The 16,254-nt window shown below is 52.4% G+C and carries 15 protein-coding genes; 8 read left to right on the forward strand and 7 right to left on the reverse strand.

Going from position 1 to position 16,254, the window contains the following annotated elements; genetic code table 11:
- Positions 1–273 precede the first annotated feature (273 nt).
- The 3 genes from eptA to pmrB are packed head-to-tail and all read left to right on the forward strand — an operon-like array spanning position 274 to position 3,676.
- Positions 274–1,920 (forward strand): phosphoethanolamine transferase EptA, encoded by a 1,647-nt coding sequence (gene eptA, locus BJJ97_RS02880; protein ID WP_095993004.1) that lies wholly within the window; start codon positions 274–276, stop codon positions 1,918–1,920.
- Positions 1,917–2,585 (forward strand): two-component system response regulator PmrA, encoded by a 669-nt coding sequence (gene pmrA / locus BJJ97_RS02885; protein WP_095993005.1) that lies wholly within the window; start codon positions 1,917–1,919, stop codon positions 2,583–2,585. Before eptA ends, pmrA begins: the two co-directional genes overlap by 4 nt.
- Entirely contained in the window at positions 2,582–3,676 is a 1,095-nt protein-coding gene (pmrB, locus tag BJJ97_RS02890) for a two-component system sensor histidine kinase PmrB (RefSeq protein WP_095993006.1), read from the forward strand. Before pmrA ends, pmrB begins: the two co-directional genes overlap by 4 nt.
- Before the next feature lie 74 nt (positions 3,677–3,750).
- Here pmrB and BJJ97_RS02895 read toward each other — a convergent pair whose 3' ends face one another.
- Entirely contained in the window at positions 3,751–4,554 is an 804-nt protein-coding gene (locus BJJ97_RS02895) for a YggS family pyridoxal phosphate-dependent enzyme (protein ID WP_095993007.1), read from the reverse strand.
- Positions 4,555–4,657: 103 nt separating this feature from the next.
- Here BJJ97_RS02895 and pdxR point away from each other — a divergent pair, with 103 nt between their 5' ends.
- On the forward strand, positions 4,658–6,151 hold the full coding sequence (pdxR, locus tag BJJ97_RS02900; protein WP_095993008.1) for a MocR-like pyridoxine biosynthesis transcription factor PdxR: 1,494 nt from the start codon (positions 4,658–4,660) through the stop codon (positions 6,149–6,151).
- 139 nt (positions 6,152–6,290) lie between these two features.
- Here the strand turns inward: pdxR and fkpA are convergent, their stop codons facing one another.
- Positions 6,291–7,109 carry an FKBP-type peptidyl-prolyl cis-trans isomerase gene (gene fkpA, locus BJJ97_RS02905; RefSeq protein WP_039484793.1) on the reverse strand — a complete coding sequence of 273 codons (819 nt, stop codon included), beginning with the start codon at positions 7,107–7,109 and terminating at the stop codon, positions 6,291–6,293.
- Positions 7,110–7,391: 282 nt separating this feature from the next.
- Between fkpA and BJJ97_RS02910 the strand changes: the two genes are divergently transcribed.
- Complete coding sequence (locus tag BJJ97_RS02910) at positions 7,392–7,610, forward strand: protein SlyX (RefSeq protein WP_095993009.1); 219 nt, start codon at positions 7,392–7,394, stop codon at positions 7,608–7,610.
- A gap of 120 nt (positions 7,611–7,730) precedes the next feature.
- On the opposite strand, the gene slyD is transcribed toward BJJ97_RS02910, so the two are convergent.
- From slyD to kefG, 4 genes are all read right to left on the reverse strand, one after another.
- Positions 7,731–8,315 carry a peptidylprolyl isomerase gene (slyD, locus tag BJJ97_RS02915; protein ID WP_095700759.1) on the reverse strand — a complete coding sequence of 195 codons (585 nt, stop codon included), beginning with the start codon at positions 8,313–8,315 and terminating at the stop codon, positions 7,731–7,733.
- Between the two features lie 120 nt (positions 8,316–8,435).
- Positions 8,436–8,630: a YheV family putative zinc ribbon protein gene (locus tag BJJ97_RS02920; protein ID WP_167385187.1), complete on the reverse strand. Its 195-nt coding sequence runs from the start codon at positions 8,628–8,630 to the stop codon at positions 8,436–8,438.
- Positions 8,631–8,692: 62 nt separating this feature from the next.
- The gene (kefB, locus tag BJJ97_RS02925; RefSeq protein ID WP_095993011.1) at positions 8,693–10,504 is read right to left on the reverse strand and encodes a glutathione-regulated potassium-efflux system protein KefB; all 1,812 of its coding nucleotides are present in this window, start codon (positions 10,502–10,504) and stop codon (positions 8,693–8,695) included.
- A gap of 1 nt (position 10,505) precedes the next feature.
- Positions 10,506–11,057 (reverse strand): glutathione-regulated potassium-efflux system ancillary protein KefG, encoded by a 552-nt coding sequence (gene kefG, locus BJJ97_RS02930; RefSeq protein ID WP_161973267.1) that lies wholly within the window; start codon positions 11,055–11,057, stop codon positions 10,506–10,508.
- Between the two features lie 125 nt (positions 11,058–11,182).
- On the opposite strand from kefG, the gene BJJ97_RS02935 reads away from it, so the two are divergent.
- The 3 genes from BJJ97_RS02935 to BJJ97_RS02945 all read left to right on the forward strand — a co-directional run bounded on the left by BJJ97_RS02935 (position 11,183) and on the right by BJJ97_RS02945 (position 15,549).
- Positions 11,183–13,090, forward strand: a complete 1,908-nt coding sequence (locus tag BJJ97_RS02935; RefSeq protein ID WP_095993012.1) for an ABC transporter ATP-binding protein — start codon at positions 11,183–11,185, stop codon at positions 13,088–13,090.
- Between the two features lie 226 nt (positions 13,091–13,316).
- The gene (locus BJJ97_RS02940) at positions 13,317–14,501 is read left to right on the forward strand and encodes a toxic anion resistance protein (protein WP_095993013.1); all 1,185 of its coding nucleotides are present in this window, start codon (positions 13,317–13,319) and stop codon (positions 14,499–14,501) included.
- 34 nt (positions 14,502–14,535) lie between these two features.
- Positions 14,536–15,549, forward strand: coding sequence for a 5-bromo-4-chloroindolyl phosphate hydrolysis family protein (locus BJJ97_RS02945; protein ID WP_095993014.1), 1,014 nt, complete (start codon positions 14,536–14,538; stop codon positions 15,547–15,549).
- Between the two features lie 79 nt (positions 15,550–15,628).
- On the opposite strand, the gene BJJ97_RS02950 is transcribed toward BJJ97_RS02945, so the two are convergent.
- Positions 15,629–16,231 carry a LysE family translocator gene (locus BJJ97_RS02950; RefSeq protein ID WP_095993015.1) on the reverse strand — a complete coding sequence of 201 codons (603 nt, stop codon included), beginning with the start codon at positions 16,229–16,231 and terminating at the stop codon, positions 15,629–15,631.
- Positions 16,232–16,254: the final 23 nt, after the last annotated feature.

Here is a 16,254-nt window from a genome sequence, read left to right on the forward strand (position 1 = left end):
CAAGGCCCATTTATGGCCTTGTAACGCGGCAACCGCGCAAATCCCCAGGAGCTTACTCAAGTAAGTGACTGAGATGAGTAAGGGCGGCCAACGCACAAGCAGCTTGAAGTATGACGGGTCTATTTATTTTGTATTGACAAGGGGCATAGTCTAGCAAATGTCCACACTCGCGTCCCTGAATTTCACGGGCTACCTCTTAAGGTTGTATTAATTTAACCCCGCTAGAGTCAGCGTCTTCTTTCCTCTCCATCATGGAAATCACGAGAGACGTGTATGAAAAATCCAATACCGATGGGCAGACCACACGTGAGTAGCATCATGTTCGTGCTGATATTTTCTGCCTTTATTACTCTGGTCCAGAACATTGCCTACTACCGTCAGACACTGCAACTGCTGGACATGACAGACTGGGTTACTATCCCTTTCTTTCTCAGCATGCCCGTTGTGATTTTCGCGGTGCTGAATATCATTTTCACACTTCTGGCAGTCCCTTATCTGCGTAAGGCCGTCATTGTTCTTTTCCTGCTGACCGGTGCCGCTGCGCAATACTTTATGCTGAACTACGGCATTATCATTGACCGTACCATGATCCAGAATATTCTGGAGACAACAGCTGGTGAATCCTTTTCACTGCTTACGCCACAGCTTGTCGCCTGGGTATTCTTTATTGGCGTCATTCCTGCGGCGCTCGCCGTCTGGATAAAAATAAAGCCCGCCAAGCCGACAACGCTCTATATTGGCATGCGCTTTCTTAGCGTTATTATTTCGTTATTCGCCATTTTATCCGTCGCGGCATTCTTTTATAAAGATTACGCCTCGTTTATGCGTAATAACAAAGAGTTGGTAAAAGCGATTACGCCCAGCAATATTGTGGCGGCCAGCTTGTCCTACCATAAACATAGTGTGCTAGCTAATTTGCCTCTGGAGCAAATCGGTCTGGATGCCCACAAAGCGGCCCCACCATCCCCGACGGCAAAAAAGAATCTGGTTATTCTGGTGGTTGGTGAGACATCCCGGGCGCAAAACTTTTCGCTGGGCGGTTACGGGAAAGAAACGAATCCGCTGCTGGCAAAAGACAATGTGGTTTATTTTGAAAACACCTCATCGTGCGGTACCTCAACGGGCGTTTCCGTTCCCTGCATGTTTTCCAACATGCCGCGCCAAAGCTTTAATGGTGACGTAGCCAGCCATCAGGAAGGGCTGCTGGATATATTACAACGGGCAAAGGTTAACGTACTTTGGCAGGAAAATGACGGCGGCTGCAAGGATGCCTGTACACGAGTGCCAACAGTTGATGTGACATCATTAAAGCTGCCGGGATTATGCACCAACGGCGAATGCCACGATGACGCGTTATTCCACGGTGTAGAAGATTATATTAACAAGCTCGATAACGACGGGATTATCGTATTACATACGATAGGCAGCCACGGCCCGAGTTATTACCAGCGCTATCCTGACGCCTTTAAGAAATTTACGCCAACGTGCGATACCAATCAGATTCAGACCTGTACGCAGGAAGCGCTGACCAATACGTATGACAATACGATCCTGTACGTCGATTTTGTTCTGGATAAAGCGATCAATTTACTGAAACAGCATCAGGATAAATTTAGTACGTCGCTGGTTTACCTGTCAGATCACGGCGAATCATTAGGGGAAAACGGCATCTACCTGCACAGTATGCCCTACTCAATTGCGCCGAAGCAGCAAACGCACGTACCGATGTTGATGTGGTTATCAACAGGTTACCAGCAGCAACAAGGCATTCAGGACACCTGTCTGCGCCAGAACGCAAAACAGCTGGATTACTCGCAAGATAATCTTTTCCATACCATACTGGGGATGTTTACTATCGCCACGAAAGAATATCAGCCTCAGCTCGATATCCTTCATCCGTGCAGGGACAAGGCAACATGAAGTTATTGATTGTTGAAGACGATAAGCTGTTACAGGAAGGATTATTATTGGCGTTGAGTCATGAAGGTTATGCCTGCGATTGTGCAGGCACCGCCAAAGAAGCAGACGCGCTCATCAGCAGCGCGCATTACAGTCTGGTTATTCTCGATCTTGGCTTACCGGATGAAGACGGGCTCACCCTGCTCTCACGCTGGCGCAAGAACCATTACCAGCATCCCGTACTCATCTTAACGGCGCGGGATAAGGTCAACGATCGCGTCAGCGGGCTGGATGTCGGCGCAGACGATTACCTTGCCAAGCCTTTCGCACTGACCGAATTACAGGCGCGGGTACGCGCCCTGATTCGCCGCAATCAGGGTTCAAGCAACAGCTTGATACAGGTCGACAACATTACGTTGGACTTAAACAATCAACAGGTGTTACTGGACGACAAGCCAGTGGTGCTGACGCCAAAAGAGTTTGCGATCCTGTCCCGTCTGGTGTTGAAAGCCGGTTCCCAAGTACATCGCGAGGTTCTGCATCAGGATATCTACGCCTGGAACGACGACCCGTCTTCCAACTCGCTGGAAGTGCATATCCATAATCTGCGTCACAAGATAGGGAAAGACCGCATCCGAACCCTGCGAGGTTTTGGCTATCTGCTGACTAAAGGTGAACAACCATGAAGAGCGATGCCGACACCGTCACCAGCATGCGCCGTCGTTTGGTGCTGGCACTGGGCGGCATCCTGCTTGTCTGTCAGATGATCAGCGTATTCTGGCTTTGGCACGAAAGCGAAGAGCAGATCAGCCTACTGGTTGATAAATCCCTGAGCGCCAGCGCCCAAAACATGCAGATCGATCAAGAGATCAATGAGGCGATTGCCTCGCTCAGTATCCCAAGTCTGGTGATGGTCATCCTGACATTGCTCATGTGCTTTCAGGCGGTCAGTTGGATCACTCGTCCGCTTTCCCGCCTACAGGAAGAATTGCAGGATCGCACGGCGGAAAACCTGGAGCCGCTGCCACAGCAGAGTGACATTAAAGAAATCGCTGCTGTCACCCATACCATCAACCAACTTTTTCAACGTCTGGACGAAACGTTAAAACGCGACAGGCAATTTACTGCGGATGTCGCTCATGAATTACGAACCCCGCTATCCGGTATTCGACTGCACCTCGAACTGCACCAGCAGCAACATCAGATTGACTGTAGTTCGCTCATCAAACGCATTGATAAAATGGTGAAAACGGTGGAGCAGCTTTTGCTGCTTGCGCGTGTCGGGCAAGAGTTTTCAGCGGGCCATCACCAAAATGTCGCGTTCCTGAAAGACGTCATTTTTCCTATGCAGGATGAACTGAGCGAGATGCTGCAAAAGCGTCAGCAGACGCTGAAATGGATATTGCCACCAGAAGATATCACTCTGCGCGGCGATGCGACGTTGCTCCAACTACTGCTACGCAATCTGGTAGAAAACGCCTATCGCTATAGCCCGGAAGCCAGCCAGATCACCGTGAGCCTGAACACGCTGTCACATATTGAACTACAGGTTGAGGATGAAGGGCCAGGGATCGACGAAAGCAAAGTCGGTGAATTAAGTAAGGCGTTTGTACGCATGGACAGCCGCTATGGCGGTATCGGCCTCGGGCTAAGTATCGTGACGCGCATTGCTCAGTTGCACGATGGAAAATTTTTCCTCTGCAACCGGCCGCAACGTTCCGGAGCCCTCGCTCGCGTCGTGCTCACCGCCCCTGACACATCCCTGGATGAGGCCTGAAGAGCAACGAGTCGAAGTCGGTAAGAGTAAGAGAAGCGTCATACATAGGCATTGTCCTATGATTTTTAAGAAGGTCATTCTGTAATGGCGCTATCAGGCCAGTAGTAACTATCCGGCAGAGGGCGAGCGCCAAAGATTGCCTGACCGACGCGCACCACGGTAGCACCTTCCTCAATCGCGATCTCAAAATCACCGGACATCCCCATGGATAATTCATCCAGCTCAATACCGACCGGAAGGTTTTGCTGCAACCGATCGCGTAACTGACGCAGCCGTATAAAACACTGGCGTACACATTCGGCCTCGCTGGAGAACAGCGCTAGCGTCATAAATCCACGCACGCGTAGCGCAGAAAATGCGGGAAGTGCCTGAATGAACGCGGGGACATCTTCAGGGGACAGACCGTACTTGCTGGCCTCACCGGAGGTGTTGACCTGCACGAACACATCCAGCGAACGTCCTTCAATCTGCAAGCGACGATCCAGCGCTTCAGCCAGCCGCAGGCTGTCCAACGCCTGAAATTCGGTAGCGAAGCGTGCCACCAGCTTAGCCTTGTTGGTTTGCAGGTGACCAATGACCGACCACTGTAAATCGGTTAAATCCTGCATGGCTTCCCATTTACGGAACGCCTCCTGCACCTTGTTTTCGCCCAATATCCGACAACCTGCCGCATGGGCCATGCGCAGGCGACTTTCGGGTTTGGTCTTGCTGACAGGCAGCAGTCGCACGGTGGCAGGATCGCGACCGGCTCGCTGACAAGCTGCTGCGATGCGAGCCTGAACTGCCGCCAGATTGAGCTGGAAATCGTCAACTGTGGCAGCGTCGGGATAACAGCCGTGCCTGTCGTGGCGAGTTTGTGTATCGGAGGATATCGACATCAGCGTCACTCCTGACGAAGAAGATGAATGGATTGTGAAACGTATTTATAGATTTAAAATAGCAGGATGTTCCCCACCATTTTCTTGATAAGAGGCAGACCAATTGTTCAAACACGCCCAGCTTGAATCGGTCAAAGCCTGGATTGGCGACCCCGCACAAGGTGCTTTACCCTTACACGCGCGTATCCAACGAGCGATTCGCCAGTTAATCCTCGATGGCGTTCTTGATGTGGGCAAGCCCTTGCCTGCATCGCGTGCGCTGGCTACATCACTGGGCGTATCGCGTGATACGGTCGAATCGGCTTACAGCCAGCTGCATGCTGAAGGATTTATCGAACGTCGCGTCGGCAGCGGCAGTTTCGTATCGGCGCGGGCAAAACGTCTGCCGGGACGTGGCAAAGCCCGGAAAACGGGAGATAGCAAAGCAGAACTGCGCCTCAGTCAACGCGGCAGCGCGATGTTTCAGAATGGTGGCGTTCGCGACTTCATCATCCCGCGTGCGTTCGCGCCCGGCGTGCCGGAAACCCGCAACTTTCCCCTCCAGACATGGGAACGGCTAGAGCGACAGGTGCTAAAAGAATATGGCACGCGGGCGCTGCTACACAGCCCGCCACAGGGCATGGAAGTGCTGAGACGTGCCATCGCAGATTATGTCAATCTCGAACGGGGAGCCCGTGCTACACCCGATCGCGTACTGGTGCTGACCAGTTCCCAACAAGCACTCACCCTGTGTGCGACGGTATTGCTGGATGCTGGCGATCCGATCTTCCTTGAAGATCCCGTGTACCACGGCGCCCGCAAGGCATTCGAAGCCGCCGGACTTGCCTGTGTACCGATCCCGTTAGATGCCGATGGTTTGCAGATTGATCACCTGCTTGAGGCAAGCAACACCCACAACGTGTCCGCTAAAGCGGTATTCCTGACACCCTCACACCAGTTCCCAACCGGTGCAACGCTGACGTTGGATCGACGGCTGGCCGTGATTGAATGGGCCCGGCAGAACCAGAGCTGGATTATTGAAGACGACTACGACAGCGAGTTCCACTATGCAGGCAAACCTACCGCCTGTGTGCAGGGGCTCGACCCGCACGATCGAACGATCTATATCGGCACCTTCACCAAATCACTGTTTCCCGGCCTGCGCATCGGCTACATGGTACTGCCGCCACAGCTGGTTGCCCCAATGACCGTGGCCCGCACGCTGATGGATGGACACAGCGCGCCCATTCCACAGCTCACGCTGGCACGTTTTATCGAAGGAGGCCACTTCGGTGCCTATGTACGCACGATGCGCGCCGTTTATGCGGAACGCCGCGATGTGCTGGCACGGCTGGTGCGTCAGCATCTGGCTGACTTCGTGGAACCACGGGTGCCAGCCGGAGGTATGCAAATGCCCTGTATCTTCATCCGTGACATCTCTGAACACGACGCGGTGGAATCCGCGCGTCGGGCCGGTATCGATCTGCTCGGGCTGACAGCACTGTATGCGTCGGGCCAGCATAAAGCCGGTTTCCTCATGGGATTTGCCGCCCACGCGCCACATGAACTGGAAACGGCGGTCAAGACGTTGGCGAAGGTACTACGCGCGCTGTGCTGATGATGGGTAGCAGATGGTGGATGACAGGTAGGTACCGTCACGATTAACGGGAAAAGGATTCAATCGCAGGGAAGTGATGGTGAAAAACAAAAAAAACCGCAGGTCTAAGCCTGCGGTTATATCACCATTATCGCGATGCTTATTTAGCCGCTTTCGCTTCGGCTGCTGGTTTTTCAGCTTTCGCATCATCCGCTGCTTTCAGGTCAGCTTCAGATTTAATGTCCAGCAGTTCAACGTCAAACACCAGCGTGGAGTTAGCCGGAATGCCAGGCACGCCGTTTTCGCCATAGGCCAGTGCCGGTGGGATAGCCAGCTTGATTTTGCCGCCTTTCTTAACGTGCTTCAGACCTTCAGTCCAACCAGGGATCACGCCGTCCAGACGGAAAGAAAGTGGCTCGCCACGTTTGTAGGAGTTGTCGAACTCGCTACCGTCAACCAGCGTACCTTTGTAGTTAACCACTACGGTATCGCTGTCTTTCGGCGCGTTGCCGCTACCTTCTTTCTCAACCTGATACAGAAGGCCAGATTCAGTTTTCTTCACGCCTTTTTCTTTGGCGAAGGACTCAAGATACTTGGTGCCTTTATCAGCGTTATCTTTCGCATCTTGCTTCATCTTGGCTTCAGCCGCGGCTTTCACTTTACCTTCAAAGCCTTGCAGCGTTTTCTCAATTTCTTCGTCAGTCAGCTTGCTCTTATCAGCAAAGGCATCCTGAACGCCAGCAATCAGCTGATCTTTATCCAGTTTGATACCTAATTTTTCTTGCTCTTTCAGAGAGTTATCCATGTAACGCCCTAAAGATGCACCTAACGCATAAGCCGCTGCCTGCTCATCGTTCTTGAATTTGGCTGCCGCAGTGGTGTCAGATGCCTGCGCTTTGTCTGCCGCCAGAGCCTGGCCTGCGTTCAGCGCCAGAGCCATCGTTGTTGCTAACAGCGTTACTTTAAACAGTGATTTCATCCATTTCTCCAGCATCTGGAGCGACGCGCTCCAGCCATCATTAAAATAAATTCGCGCCTACTATAACTGTGCGGACGAAGACAACACAACGACGCACGCGACAATCCTTTGATAAAAAACGTCAGGAAGCTTTTCTGACATCATTTGTGTCGTCCTAATGCCTTCTGGCAACGATATGCCCCATTCCGGATAGTGCATTGCGCCCTACTGCGACCGTTTTTACTACCAGAAGTTTCCGCTTTCTGACAAACTCGCGGGTAACAAGAAGTAAGGGGGATACCGATGTCACCATCAGCACTTGAAGAACGGCTCGAACAGTTGGAAAGCCGACAGGCTTTTCAGGAATTAACCATAGAAGAGCTTAACCAAACGGTTATTCAACACGAGCGGGAAATTAGCCGCCTGCGTGAACATATCCGTCTACTCACCGACCGACTGCGCAGCCAGCAAACCTCGCTCGTCGCATCACAGGCAGAAGAAACGCCGCCGCCGCATTACTGAGATTCGCGACCCGTTATGCCGGCGCTCGATACAGGCCAGATCCCGATATAAAAGTAAATAAATAAAAAAACCTCAGGTGATCTTCATCAACCTGAGGTTTTTTTTATGCGCTACAACTAATTAGTGGCAGCCGCATCCACCGTTGCCGCCGCAGCCGCCTTTACCATGCTGGTGACCGTGGTCGTGGTCGTGATCATGGCCGTGACCGCCACAGCAGCCGTCGCCATGTTCATGATCGTGCTCGCCGTGAACGTGACCATGCGCCAGCTCTTCTTCCGTCGCTTCGCGGATAGCAACAACTTCAACGTTGAAGCTCAGGTTTTGGCCTGCCAGCATGTGGTTGCCGTCGACAACAACGTGGTCGTCTTCAACTTCGGTGATTTCAACTGGCACTGGACCCTGATCGGTCTCAGCCAGGAAACGCATGCCAACCTGCAGCTCGTCAACGCCCATAAAGACATCTTTCGGTACGCGCTGAACCAGATTCTCATCATAGTTGCCGTAAGCGTCGCTGGAACCAATGTTCACATCAAACTTCGCGCCAGCCTCACGGCCTTCCAACGCGTTTTCCAGACCAGAAATCAGGGAACCGTGACCATGCAGATAGTCCAACGGCGCGCTCACCGGAGACTCATCAACCAACACACCGTCTTCTGTACGTACCTGATAGGCCAGGCTGACCACCAGATCTTTTGCTACTTTCATGATATCTCCTACCGTTGGAAATCAAACTGGCGCAAATTGTAGCTGAAAAATGTCCCTATGTACCGTCTGGAATCAAAAAACGTCAACGGTTGGTGACAATGCCACCACGACACTCATCCCTCATTCTGGCCGGAAGATCCCGATAATATCGCTAGCCTGCGAGGCGTGTGCCGCCGTGGGCTCATCTGCCTGACTCTGGCGATATCCGCACTTCACACACACCACAACCTCGACATCATCTTCCCGTCCAACGGCAAGCGTGTCCTGAGCCTGACACGTCGGGCACACAGCCCCTGCAATAAAGCGTTTACGCATGATAACTCCCATTCTTCGCCGTTCCAGCATGTGTAAAGAACTCCAATAGGCGTTATTGGCTCTTACTCGTCGTCCTCATCCCATACACTGGGCCGACGTCGCTCACGCAGCATTTCCCGTTGGAAAATATCCTCCAACTCACGGCGTGCCTCTTTCACACGAGAGATTTGCGCGACATCCCCTGTCAGTTGCGGCATCAGCTCACGCAGCATGCGCATATCCAGACGGCGGAAATGCTGTTGCGCACGCATCGCCTGATGCGGGTGCATGCCCAGTGTCACCAGCGTTTTTCGCCCTAGCTCCAGCGCGCTGGAAAAGGTTTCGCGCGAGAAATATCTTACGCCAGTCTGTAACAGCTCATGAGCTTCAACACGCCCGCGTGCCCGCGCCAGAATCTCCAGATTTGGAAAGTGTTGCTGACAGAGATGCACAATCTCCATCGTATCTTCTGGCGCATTACAGGTGATCACGATTGAACGTGCTTTATCCGCGCCCGCCGAGCGCAGCAGCTCCAGTTCTGTGGCATCGCCATAATAAACCTTATAACCATAGCTGCGCATCAGGCTCACGGCGCTGATATCGCGCTCCAGAACCGTAATCCGCATTTTGTTCGCCATTAATAAGCGACCAATCACCTGCCCGAAACGCCCGAAGCCCACCACGATCACCTGCGGTTCGTCATCCTCGACATACGGTTTCTCATCCGGCACATCCTGCACGTTGTAACGACGCACCAAAATGCGGTCGATCAACTGCATCAGCAGCGGCGTCGTCATCATGGATAGCGTCACCGTCACCAGCAACAGCGGCAGTTGCTCACCTTTCAATACATTGAATGAAGCCGCAGCGGAAAACAGGACGAAAGCGAACTCACCGCCCTGGCTCAGCACCCCAGCAAACTGCAAGCGCTCGGAGCGACGCATACGATTAATTCGCGCAAGGAAATACAGGACGGCCGCTTTCACTGCCACCAGCACCAATACCGCAAACATAATCTTCACGATATGGGTGTAGAGGATCCCGAGATTCAGCGCCATGCCTACAGAGATAAAGAACAGCCCAAGCAGCAAGCCTTTGAACGGCTCAATAGCAATTTCCAATTCATGCCGATATTCGCTTTCAGCCAGCAGAATACCGGCGATAAAGGTGCCTAACGCCATAGAAAGCCCTAACGCTTCCATAAACAGCGCAGAGCCGAGTACCAGCAACAGCGCGGCGGCGGTGAATACTTCGCGCACGCCGGATGCCGCAATAAAACGGAACAGCGGACGCACCAGATAGCGACCACCGATTAGCATGCCGAGAAACGCGGCGACCTTCAGCCCAATACGCTCCCAATCGCCGAAATCCCCCTGCACACCGGCCAGAATCGGAATCAGCGCCAGCGCAGGGATAACGGCCAAATCCTGAAACAGCAGAACGGAGAAACCTAATTGCCCCGATTCATTGCGGTTCATGCCCTTTTCGCGCATCAGTTGCAGCGCCATGGCCGTTGACGACATCGCCAGCCCCACGCCACCAATCAGCGCGGACTGCCACGAGAAATCCGTCAGATACAGGGCTCCGCCTAAAATCAGCGCACTCAGTCCGACCTGAGCCGCCCCAACGCCAAAGATCGAGCGGCGCAGCGTCCAGAGCTTGGAGGGATTCAACTCCAGGCCGATGATGAACATCAGAAAAACGACACCCAGCTCCGAGAAGTGCAGAATGGCTTCCACATCACGGATAAAGCCAAGGCCCCAAGGGCCAATGGCGATCCCAGCGATCAAATAGCCCAATACGGCGCCAATCCCTATTCGGGCAGCGATCGGTACGGCGACTACCGCCACAAACAAAAATAAGACTCCGGCGGTCAGGAGCGAAGAACTCTCCATACTAGCGTTCCTCTTCAGGTAAAGGGGAGGATAGCCATTCACCGTAAGCTTTGGCTTGACTCAACAACACATCGGGCTGTAACCGACGCGCCCAGTAAATAATCATGGGGTGCATCCAATGCATACGGCACATTGCTGCCGTCAGCTCAAACGGGCGTAGTAAATCGTCCATCGGGTAGCGATTGCTCCCATCAGCGTGGTAGGCATCTTCCGGCTCACCGGTCGTAATCACCGAGCGCCAGTATTTCCCCGCCAACGCATTCCCGCCAATCCCATTCGCGAAGCCGCGAGATAACACCCTATCGAGCCACTCTTTCAGCAGCGCCGGACAGCTGTAGGTATAAAACGGATGTTGGAAAACAATGACCTGATGCTCACGCAGCAGCTGTTGTTCATGATGAATATCGATAAAAAAGTCAGGATAGTGTGCGTAAAGATCGTGCACGGTTACATTCGCCAACTGCTGCGCCGGTTGCAATAAGATCCGGTTCGCTACCGAGTCCTGTGGTTCCGGATGGGCATACAGCAGCAAAATCTTCGGTGGCTGCGACATCATTCCCCTCCAAAGCGTCGTCATAATAATCGTTTTCCGTTACCATGCAGCGCAACGACTAAAAACGGGACACCGCGTGTCCTGATATGTCCATAATTTAACATACTCTGAACATACGGCGCTTTATGATTGTTTTCTCTTCGCTGCAAATTCGACGTGGTGTACGCGTTCTGATCGACAACGCGACAGCAACGGTTAATCCCGGCCAGAAAGTCGGTCTGGTTGGCAAAAACGGCTGTGGTAAATCTACGCTGCTGTCATTACTGAAAGGCGAAATCAGCGCCGACGGTGGCACCGCCACATTCCCGCAAAACTGGTCACTGGCCTGGGTCAATCAGGAAACGCCTGCGTTGGATAAACCCGCGCTGGACTACGTGATTGACGGCGACCGTGAGTTTCGCCAGTTGGAAGCCGCGTTGCAGACCGCCAACGAAGAAAACGATGGCAACGCCATTGCCACGCTGCACGGCAAGCTGGATGCGATTCAGGCCTGGACGATTCAGGCCAGAGCATCAAGCCTACTCAATGGGCTAGGGTTTTCTCAGCCACAGTTGCAACAGCCCGTCAGCGCCTTTTCCGGTGGCTGGCGGATGCGTTTGAATCTGGCACAGGCGCTGATCTGTCGTTCAGACCTGCTGTTACTGGATGAACCGACCAACCACCTCGATCTGGATGCGGTCATCTGGCTGGAAAAGTGGCTGAAAAACTACGCCGGCACGCTGGTCCTGATCTCGCACGACCGTGATTTCCTCGATCCGGTGGTAACCAAGATTCTGCACATCGAGCAGCAGTCGCTCAATGAGTACACCGGTAACTACTCCTCGTTTGAACGCCAGCGCGCCACCCGTCTTGCACAGCAGCAATCGCTCTATGAACATCAGCAGGAGCGCGTCGCGCATCTGCAACACTACATCGACCGTTTCCGCGCACAAGCAACCAAAGCCAAGCAGGCGCAAAGCCGGATAAAAATGCTGGAACGCATGGAAATGATTGCACCAGCGCATGTCGATAACCCTTTCCGCTTCAGCTTTCGCGCTCCGGAATCGTTGCCCAATCCACTCATGAAGATGGAAAAGGTCAGCGCAGGCTATAACGACAAGCTGATTCTGGAATCCATCAAACTCAATTTAGTGCCGGGTTCCCGTATCGGGCTGCTCGGCCATAACGGCGCGGGTAAATCCACGCTGATCAAACTGCTTGCTGGCACGCTCGCCCCACTGAAAGGGGAAATAGGGCTGGCGAAAGGTGTGAAGCTCGGTTATTTCGCCCAGCACCAGTTAGAGTTTCTACGTGCGGACGAATCGCCATTACAGCATTTGGTGCGTCTGGCAGAGCGGGAAACGGAACAGCAGCTGCGCGACTACCTCGGCGGCTTCGGTTTTCAGGGCGACAAAGTCACCGAGATCACCGAGCGCTTCTCCGGTGGCGAGAAAGCCCGTCTGGTACTGGCACTGATCGTCTGGCAGCGCCCGAACCTCCTGCTGCTCGATGAACCGACTAACCACCTCGATCTGGATATGCGTCAGGCATTGACCGAAGCATTAATCGATTTTGAAGGCGCGCTGGTTGTCGTCTCGCACGATCGACACCTGATCCGTTCTACTACGGACGATCTCTATCTGGTACACGACCAGAAAGTAGAACCGTTCGACGGCGATTTGGAAGACTACCAGCAGTGGCTGGTCGGCCTGCAACGTCAGGAAATGCGGGCCGATGAAACGCCAAAAGAGAATATCGCCAACAGCGCCCAGGGCAGAAAAGATCAGAAACGCCGCGAAGCCGAGTTGAGAACGCAAACGCAGCCGCTGCGCAAACAGATAACCAAGCTTGAACAGCAAATGGAAAAGCTGGGAGAAACGCTGGCAGCGCTGGAAGCTCGGCTGGCGGACAGTGCCATCTACGACATCAGCCGTAAAGCCGAACTCACCGACTGCCTGCAACAGCAAACCAAAGTCAAAATCGAGCTGGAAGAAACGGAGCTATCCTGGCTGGATGCGCAGGAACAGCTAGAGCAGATGATGCAGAGCGAGTAAATTGCTTTTCCCCACCCGAGCGGGTTCTCCCCGCTCACTCTTCCATTCTTTTCTTTCTCTATCACGACATTATCTTAAGAAGTGATGATAATGCGCATTGAGCGCAATATTTCCCCAAGGTAATATTTAGCAATTAATCTACTGATTTCTACACACTGACCTATTCACTGATATTGAAGGCCGCAAGGCAATAAAACGGCCGAACAATAAGGCAAGGACAATATTTATGATGGAAAATACGCCGTCTGTTTCTACAGATTCCCGCTCTGCTACGTTCACCGTTTCTACCAACAACGCCGTCACCACGACAGCAAGCGATGCCTTATCTGAACTCAACATGTCGCGGCTTAGCGAGCAGGAAAAAAACGAAGTATCGGTACTGGTCAATAAAATTGATATTACTGACCCTATGCTGTCCATCTCTTACGCAGCAAACACCATGGGCAATATTTCGCGCTTTTCAGAATCCTTAATGCAGGAAGTCAGAGCAAAAGATGCGGGCGTGATTGGTGAACAGCTGACAGACCTTCTGATGAAGGTAAAGTCGGTCGACCTCACCGTTTTTGACACTAAGCAAAGCTTTCTCGCCTCATTCCCATTGATAGGAAAACTGTTCAACACCATTCAACGTACGCTGCTGGAGTATCAAACGCTGGCACAGCAGGTTGATACCGTTTCTAAAAAACTCGAAAGCGCCATGATGGAGCTCTTGCGCAATATCTCCACGCTGGAACAGCTTTTCATACGCAACCGCGAGTATTTTGAACAAATCACGCTGCATATCATTGCCGGTAAACAGAAATTGGCAGCGATTCAGTCTGGCGAGCTGACCGCCGCACAGGAAAAAGCCCAGCGCACCAACGACCCGATGGATATGCAGTACGTTCGTGATTTAGTGAGCAACATACAGCGCTTTGAAAGACGCTTGCACGACCTGATGATGTCCCGCACCATCGCGATCCAGACCGCGCCTCAAATTCGTTTGATGCAAAATAATAGCCAGTCGCTCGCCGAGAAAATTCAGAGCAGCATTCTCTCCACGATCCCGTTGTGGAAGAGCCAGATCGTGATGGCGATAACGCTGCATTCACAGCGCAAATCGGCAAAACTGCAAAAAGAAGTTTCTGATACCACCAATGCGATGCTGAGAAGAAATGCAGAAATGCTCCAGCTCGGCACGGTTGAAACCGCGCGGGAAGTCGAACGCTCGATTGTGGACATCGAAACCTTACGCGAAGTGCAAAGCCGCCTCCTGAACACCATCGAAGAAACCGTCACGATTGCGAATGACGCCAGAACCCGTCGGGCTGATGTAGAAAAAGAACTTGGCACGATGGAAACGGAACTAAGAACGCGTCTTGCCGAGATTGCTGCAAACCAACAACACGCGATGCAGCAGCGTTCTGCATAAATAATTTCGTTTTGATAAGTGGTCTTCGTTGAATATGCAAAATGCATCTTCCCCTCAAAATGAGGGATGGCAAAAGAAACTAGGTCGTCTTTGTCTGACACTCCTTAAGCTCTGGGGCTTAGGCTGCATCTGGCTGATAACCAGTGCACTCATTATTGAGGTTCTGCTAAAAAAACTATATCCCGACCTCATGGCAAGCGAAGAAGTGTATAACAGCGCCGTCATCGTAACCTGTTTCAGCTTAATTCTGCTGTGGTACGCCTTTACCCGGTCTCAGGTTGATATGATTTGGCCACTTGTGGCTGGCGTGATTTGGTTCATTGCGCATGATGCCCTATTCGTTCTGGGGTGGATTGCAGTAGCGTGGTGGATAATCAAAGCATGCTCCGAGATTTCTCATCCTCGTCTCGGCACAATTATCCAGTTTCTTTTAGTTTTCATCATCATAATGGGCTACACCGACTCACATAAGTTTGGTGAACACCCTTTCTATAATACGGCCTTCGCCACGTGCATTGTGCTAGGTGCAATGTGGCATTACCAAGGGAAAACGGCTTTCAAAACAAGGAAAAATCAACCAAAGGGACAGGTTGCTGTACTCACACCAAGATCGCCACAGCCTTCCCCTTCCGTCATCACACCGTCCGTTCAGGAAGTGGTTACGTTTGAAAGCCGTATTGCCCGGTTGCAAAACTTACAGAAGCTCCCCACCGAGCTTCTCGACGAGCTGAAAATTATCGTTGAGTATGCACAGCTTATTGTCACCTGTATGAAAGAAGATCCCAAGGATGTGGAGCCGGGTACGGCGTTTCTTAATCGTTATCTTCCTGCCGTAGAGAAAATGGCTGGTGAGTTTGCCAGGCTCTCCACCCAATTGGAAAAACACGGCAAATCAGATGATTTTCTGCTGAAGAATGTTACTGCCCTGAAAGCACTCGGTTCCGCCTTTCAACAGCAACACGCACGGCTGCTGGAGAACGATACGTTGGATTTCGACACTGAACTCAATCTGGTTAATAACCTATTAAAAACAGACGGCTACAAGTAAATCCGCCGATAATACTCTGCTGGAAGAATGGTTCCTAAGTCGCGAGCGAAAAACCGCTCGCGACGTTATCAACGAAGCCTTAATGCCAAATCAACAGCACGCAGGCGGCGGTCAGCAGCCCCATTGACACATTAAAGATAATCCACGCTTTCTTACTGCGCAGTAGTCGTCCAATCATCGTGCCAAATCCGAGCCAGATGACACCGGACACCAGATTGACGAGCACAATCCCGACGCTTATCGCGATCACAGACTGGTTATAGCCTTCCCCCGCCAGACTAAAGCTGGCAACCGCCCCCAGTGCCATGAGCCACGCTTTCGGGTTCAGGAATTGCAGCAACCACCCTTGATAAAGCCGGATCGGCTGGGGCGGTGCAACAGACGTTTCCAGTCGTTCATAAGCCGCCGTGGCGATTTTCCACGCTAGCCAGAGCAGATAGGCACTGCCGAGGACTTTCAGGATAAAATGCAGCGAAGGATAAATCAGAATCAAACCACCGACACCGAATGCCACCAGCAGCAAAATGCTCTGCATGCCCAGCATGATGCCAACCATCAGCCACAGTGAACGCATGAAGCCAAAATTCGCGCCCGAGGTAGTCAACAGCATATTGTTCGGCCCCGGTGTGATGGCCGCTACCCACAAAAACCCCAACATCGAAAGAAATAAACTCAGTTCCATTATTTGTGGGCGCTCCTGACCCA

The sequence above is a fragment of the Pectobacterium polaris genome, from assembly GCF_002307355.1.
Taxonomy (GTDB): Bacteria; Pseudomonadota; Gammaproteobacteria; order Enterobacterales; family Enterobacteriaceae; genus Pectobacterium; species Pectobacterium polare.

What these genes read in the sequence shown, in the direction of transcription:
- eptA (WP_095993004.1), top strand. Translation starts at nt 274, where the DNA reads ATGAAAAATCCAATACCGATGGGCAGACCACACGTGAGTAGCATCATG.
- pmrA (WP_095993005.1), top strand. Translation starts at nt 1,917, where the DNA reads ATGAAGTTATTGATTGTTGAAGACGATAAGCTGTTACAGGAAGGATTA.
- pmrB (WP_095993006.1), top strand. Translation starts at nt 2,582, where the DNA reads ATGAAGAGCGATGCCGACACCGTCACCAGCATGCGCCGTCGTTTGGTG.
- BJJ97_RS02895 (WP_095993007.1), bottom strand. Translation starts at nt 4,554, where the DNA reads ATGTCGATATCCTCCGATACACAAACTCGCCACGACAGGCACGGCTGT.
- fkpA (WP_039484793.1), bottom strand. Translation starts at nt 7,109, where the DNA reads ATGAAATCACTGTTTAAAGTAACGCTGTTAGCAACAACGATGGCTCTG.
- BJJ97_RS02910 (WP_095993009.1), top strand. Translation starts at nt 7,392, where the DNA reads ATGTCACCATCAGCACTTGAAGAACGGCTCGAACAGTTGGAAAGCCGA.
- slyD (WP_095700759.1), bottom strand. Translation starts at nt 8,315, where the DNA reads ATGAAAGTAGCAAAAGATCTGGTGGTCAGCCTGGCCTATCAGGTACGT.
- BJJ97_RS02920 (WP_167385187.1), bottom strand. Translation starts at nt 8,630, where the DNA reads ATGCGTAAACGCTTTATTGCAGGGGCTGTGTGCCCGACGTGTCAGGCT.
- kefB (WP_095993011.1), bottom strand. Translation starts at nt 10,504, where the DNA reads ATGGAGAGTTCTTCGCTCCTGACCGCCGGAGTCTTATTTTTGTTTGTG.
- kefG (WP_161973267.1), bottom strand. Translation starts at nt 11,057, where the DNA reads ATGTCGCAGCCACCGAAGATTTTGCTGCTGTATGCCCATCCGGAACCA.
- BJJ97_RS02935 (WP_095993012.1), top strand. Translation starts at nt 11,183, where the DNA reads ATGATTGTTTTCTCTTCGCTGCAAATTCGACGTGGTGTACGCGTTCTG.
- BJJ97_RS02940 (WP_095993013.1), top strand. Translation starts at nt 13,317, where the DNA reads ATGATGGAAAATACGCCGTCTGTTTCTACAGATTCCCGCTCTGCTACG.
- BJJ97_RS02945 (WP_095993014.1), top strand. Translation starts at nt 14,536, where the DNA reads ATGCAAAATGCATCTTCCCCTCAAAATGAGGGATGGCAAAAGAAACTA.
- BJJ97_RS02950 (WP_095993015.1), bottom strand. Translation starts at nt 16,231, where the DNA reads ATGGAACTGAGTTTATTTCTTTCGATGTTGGGGTTTTTGTGGGTAGCG.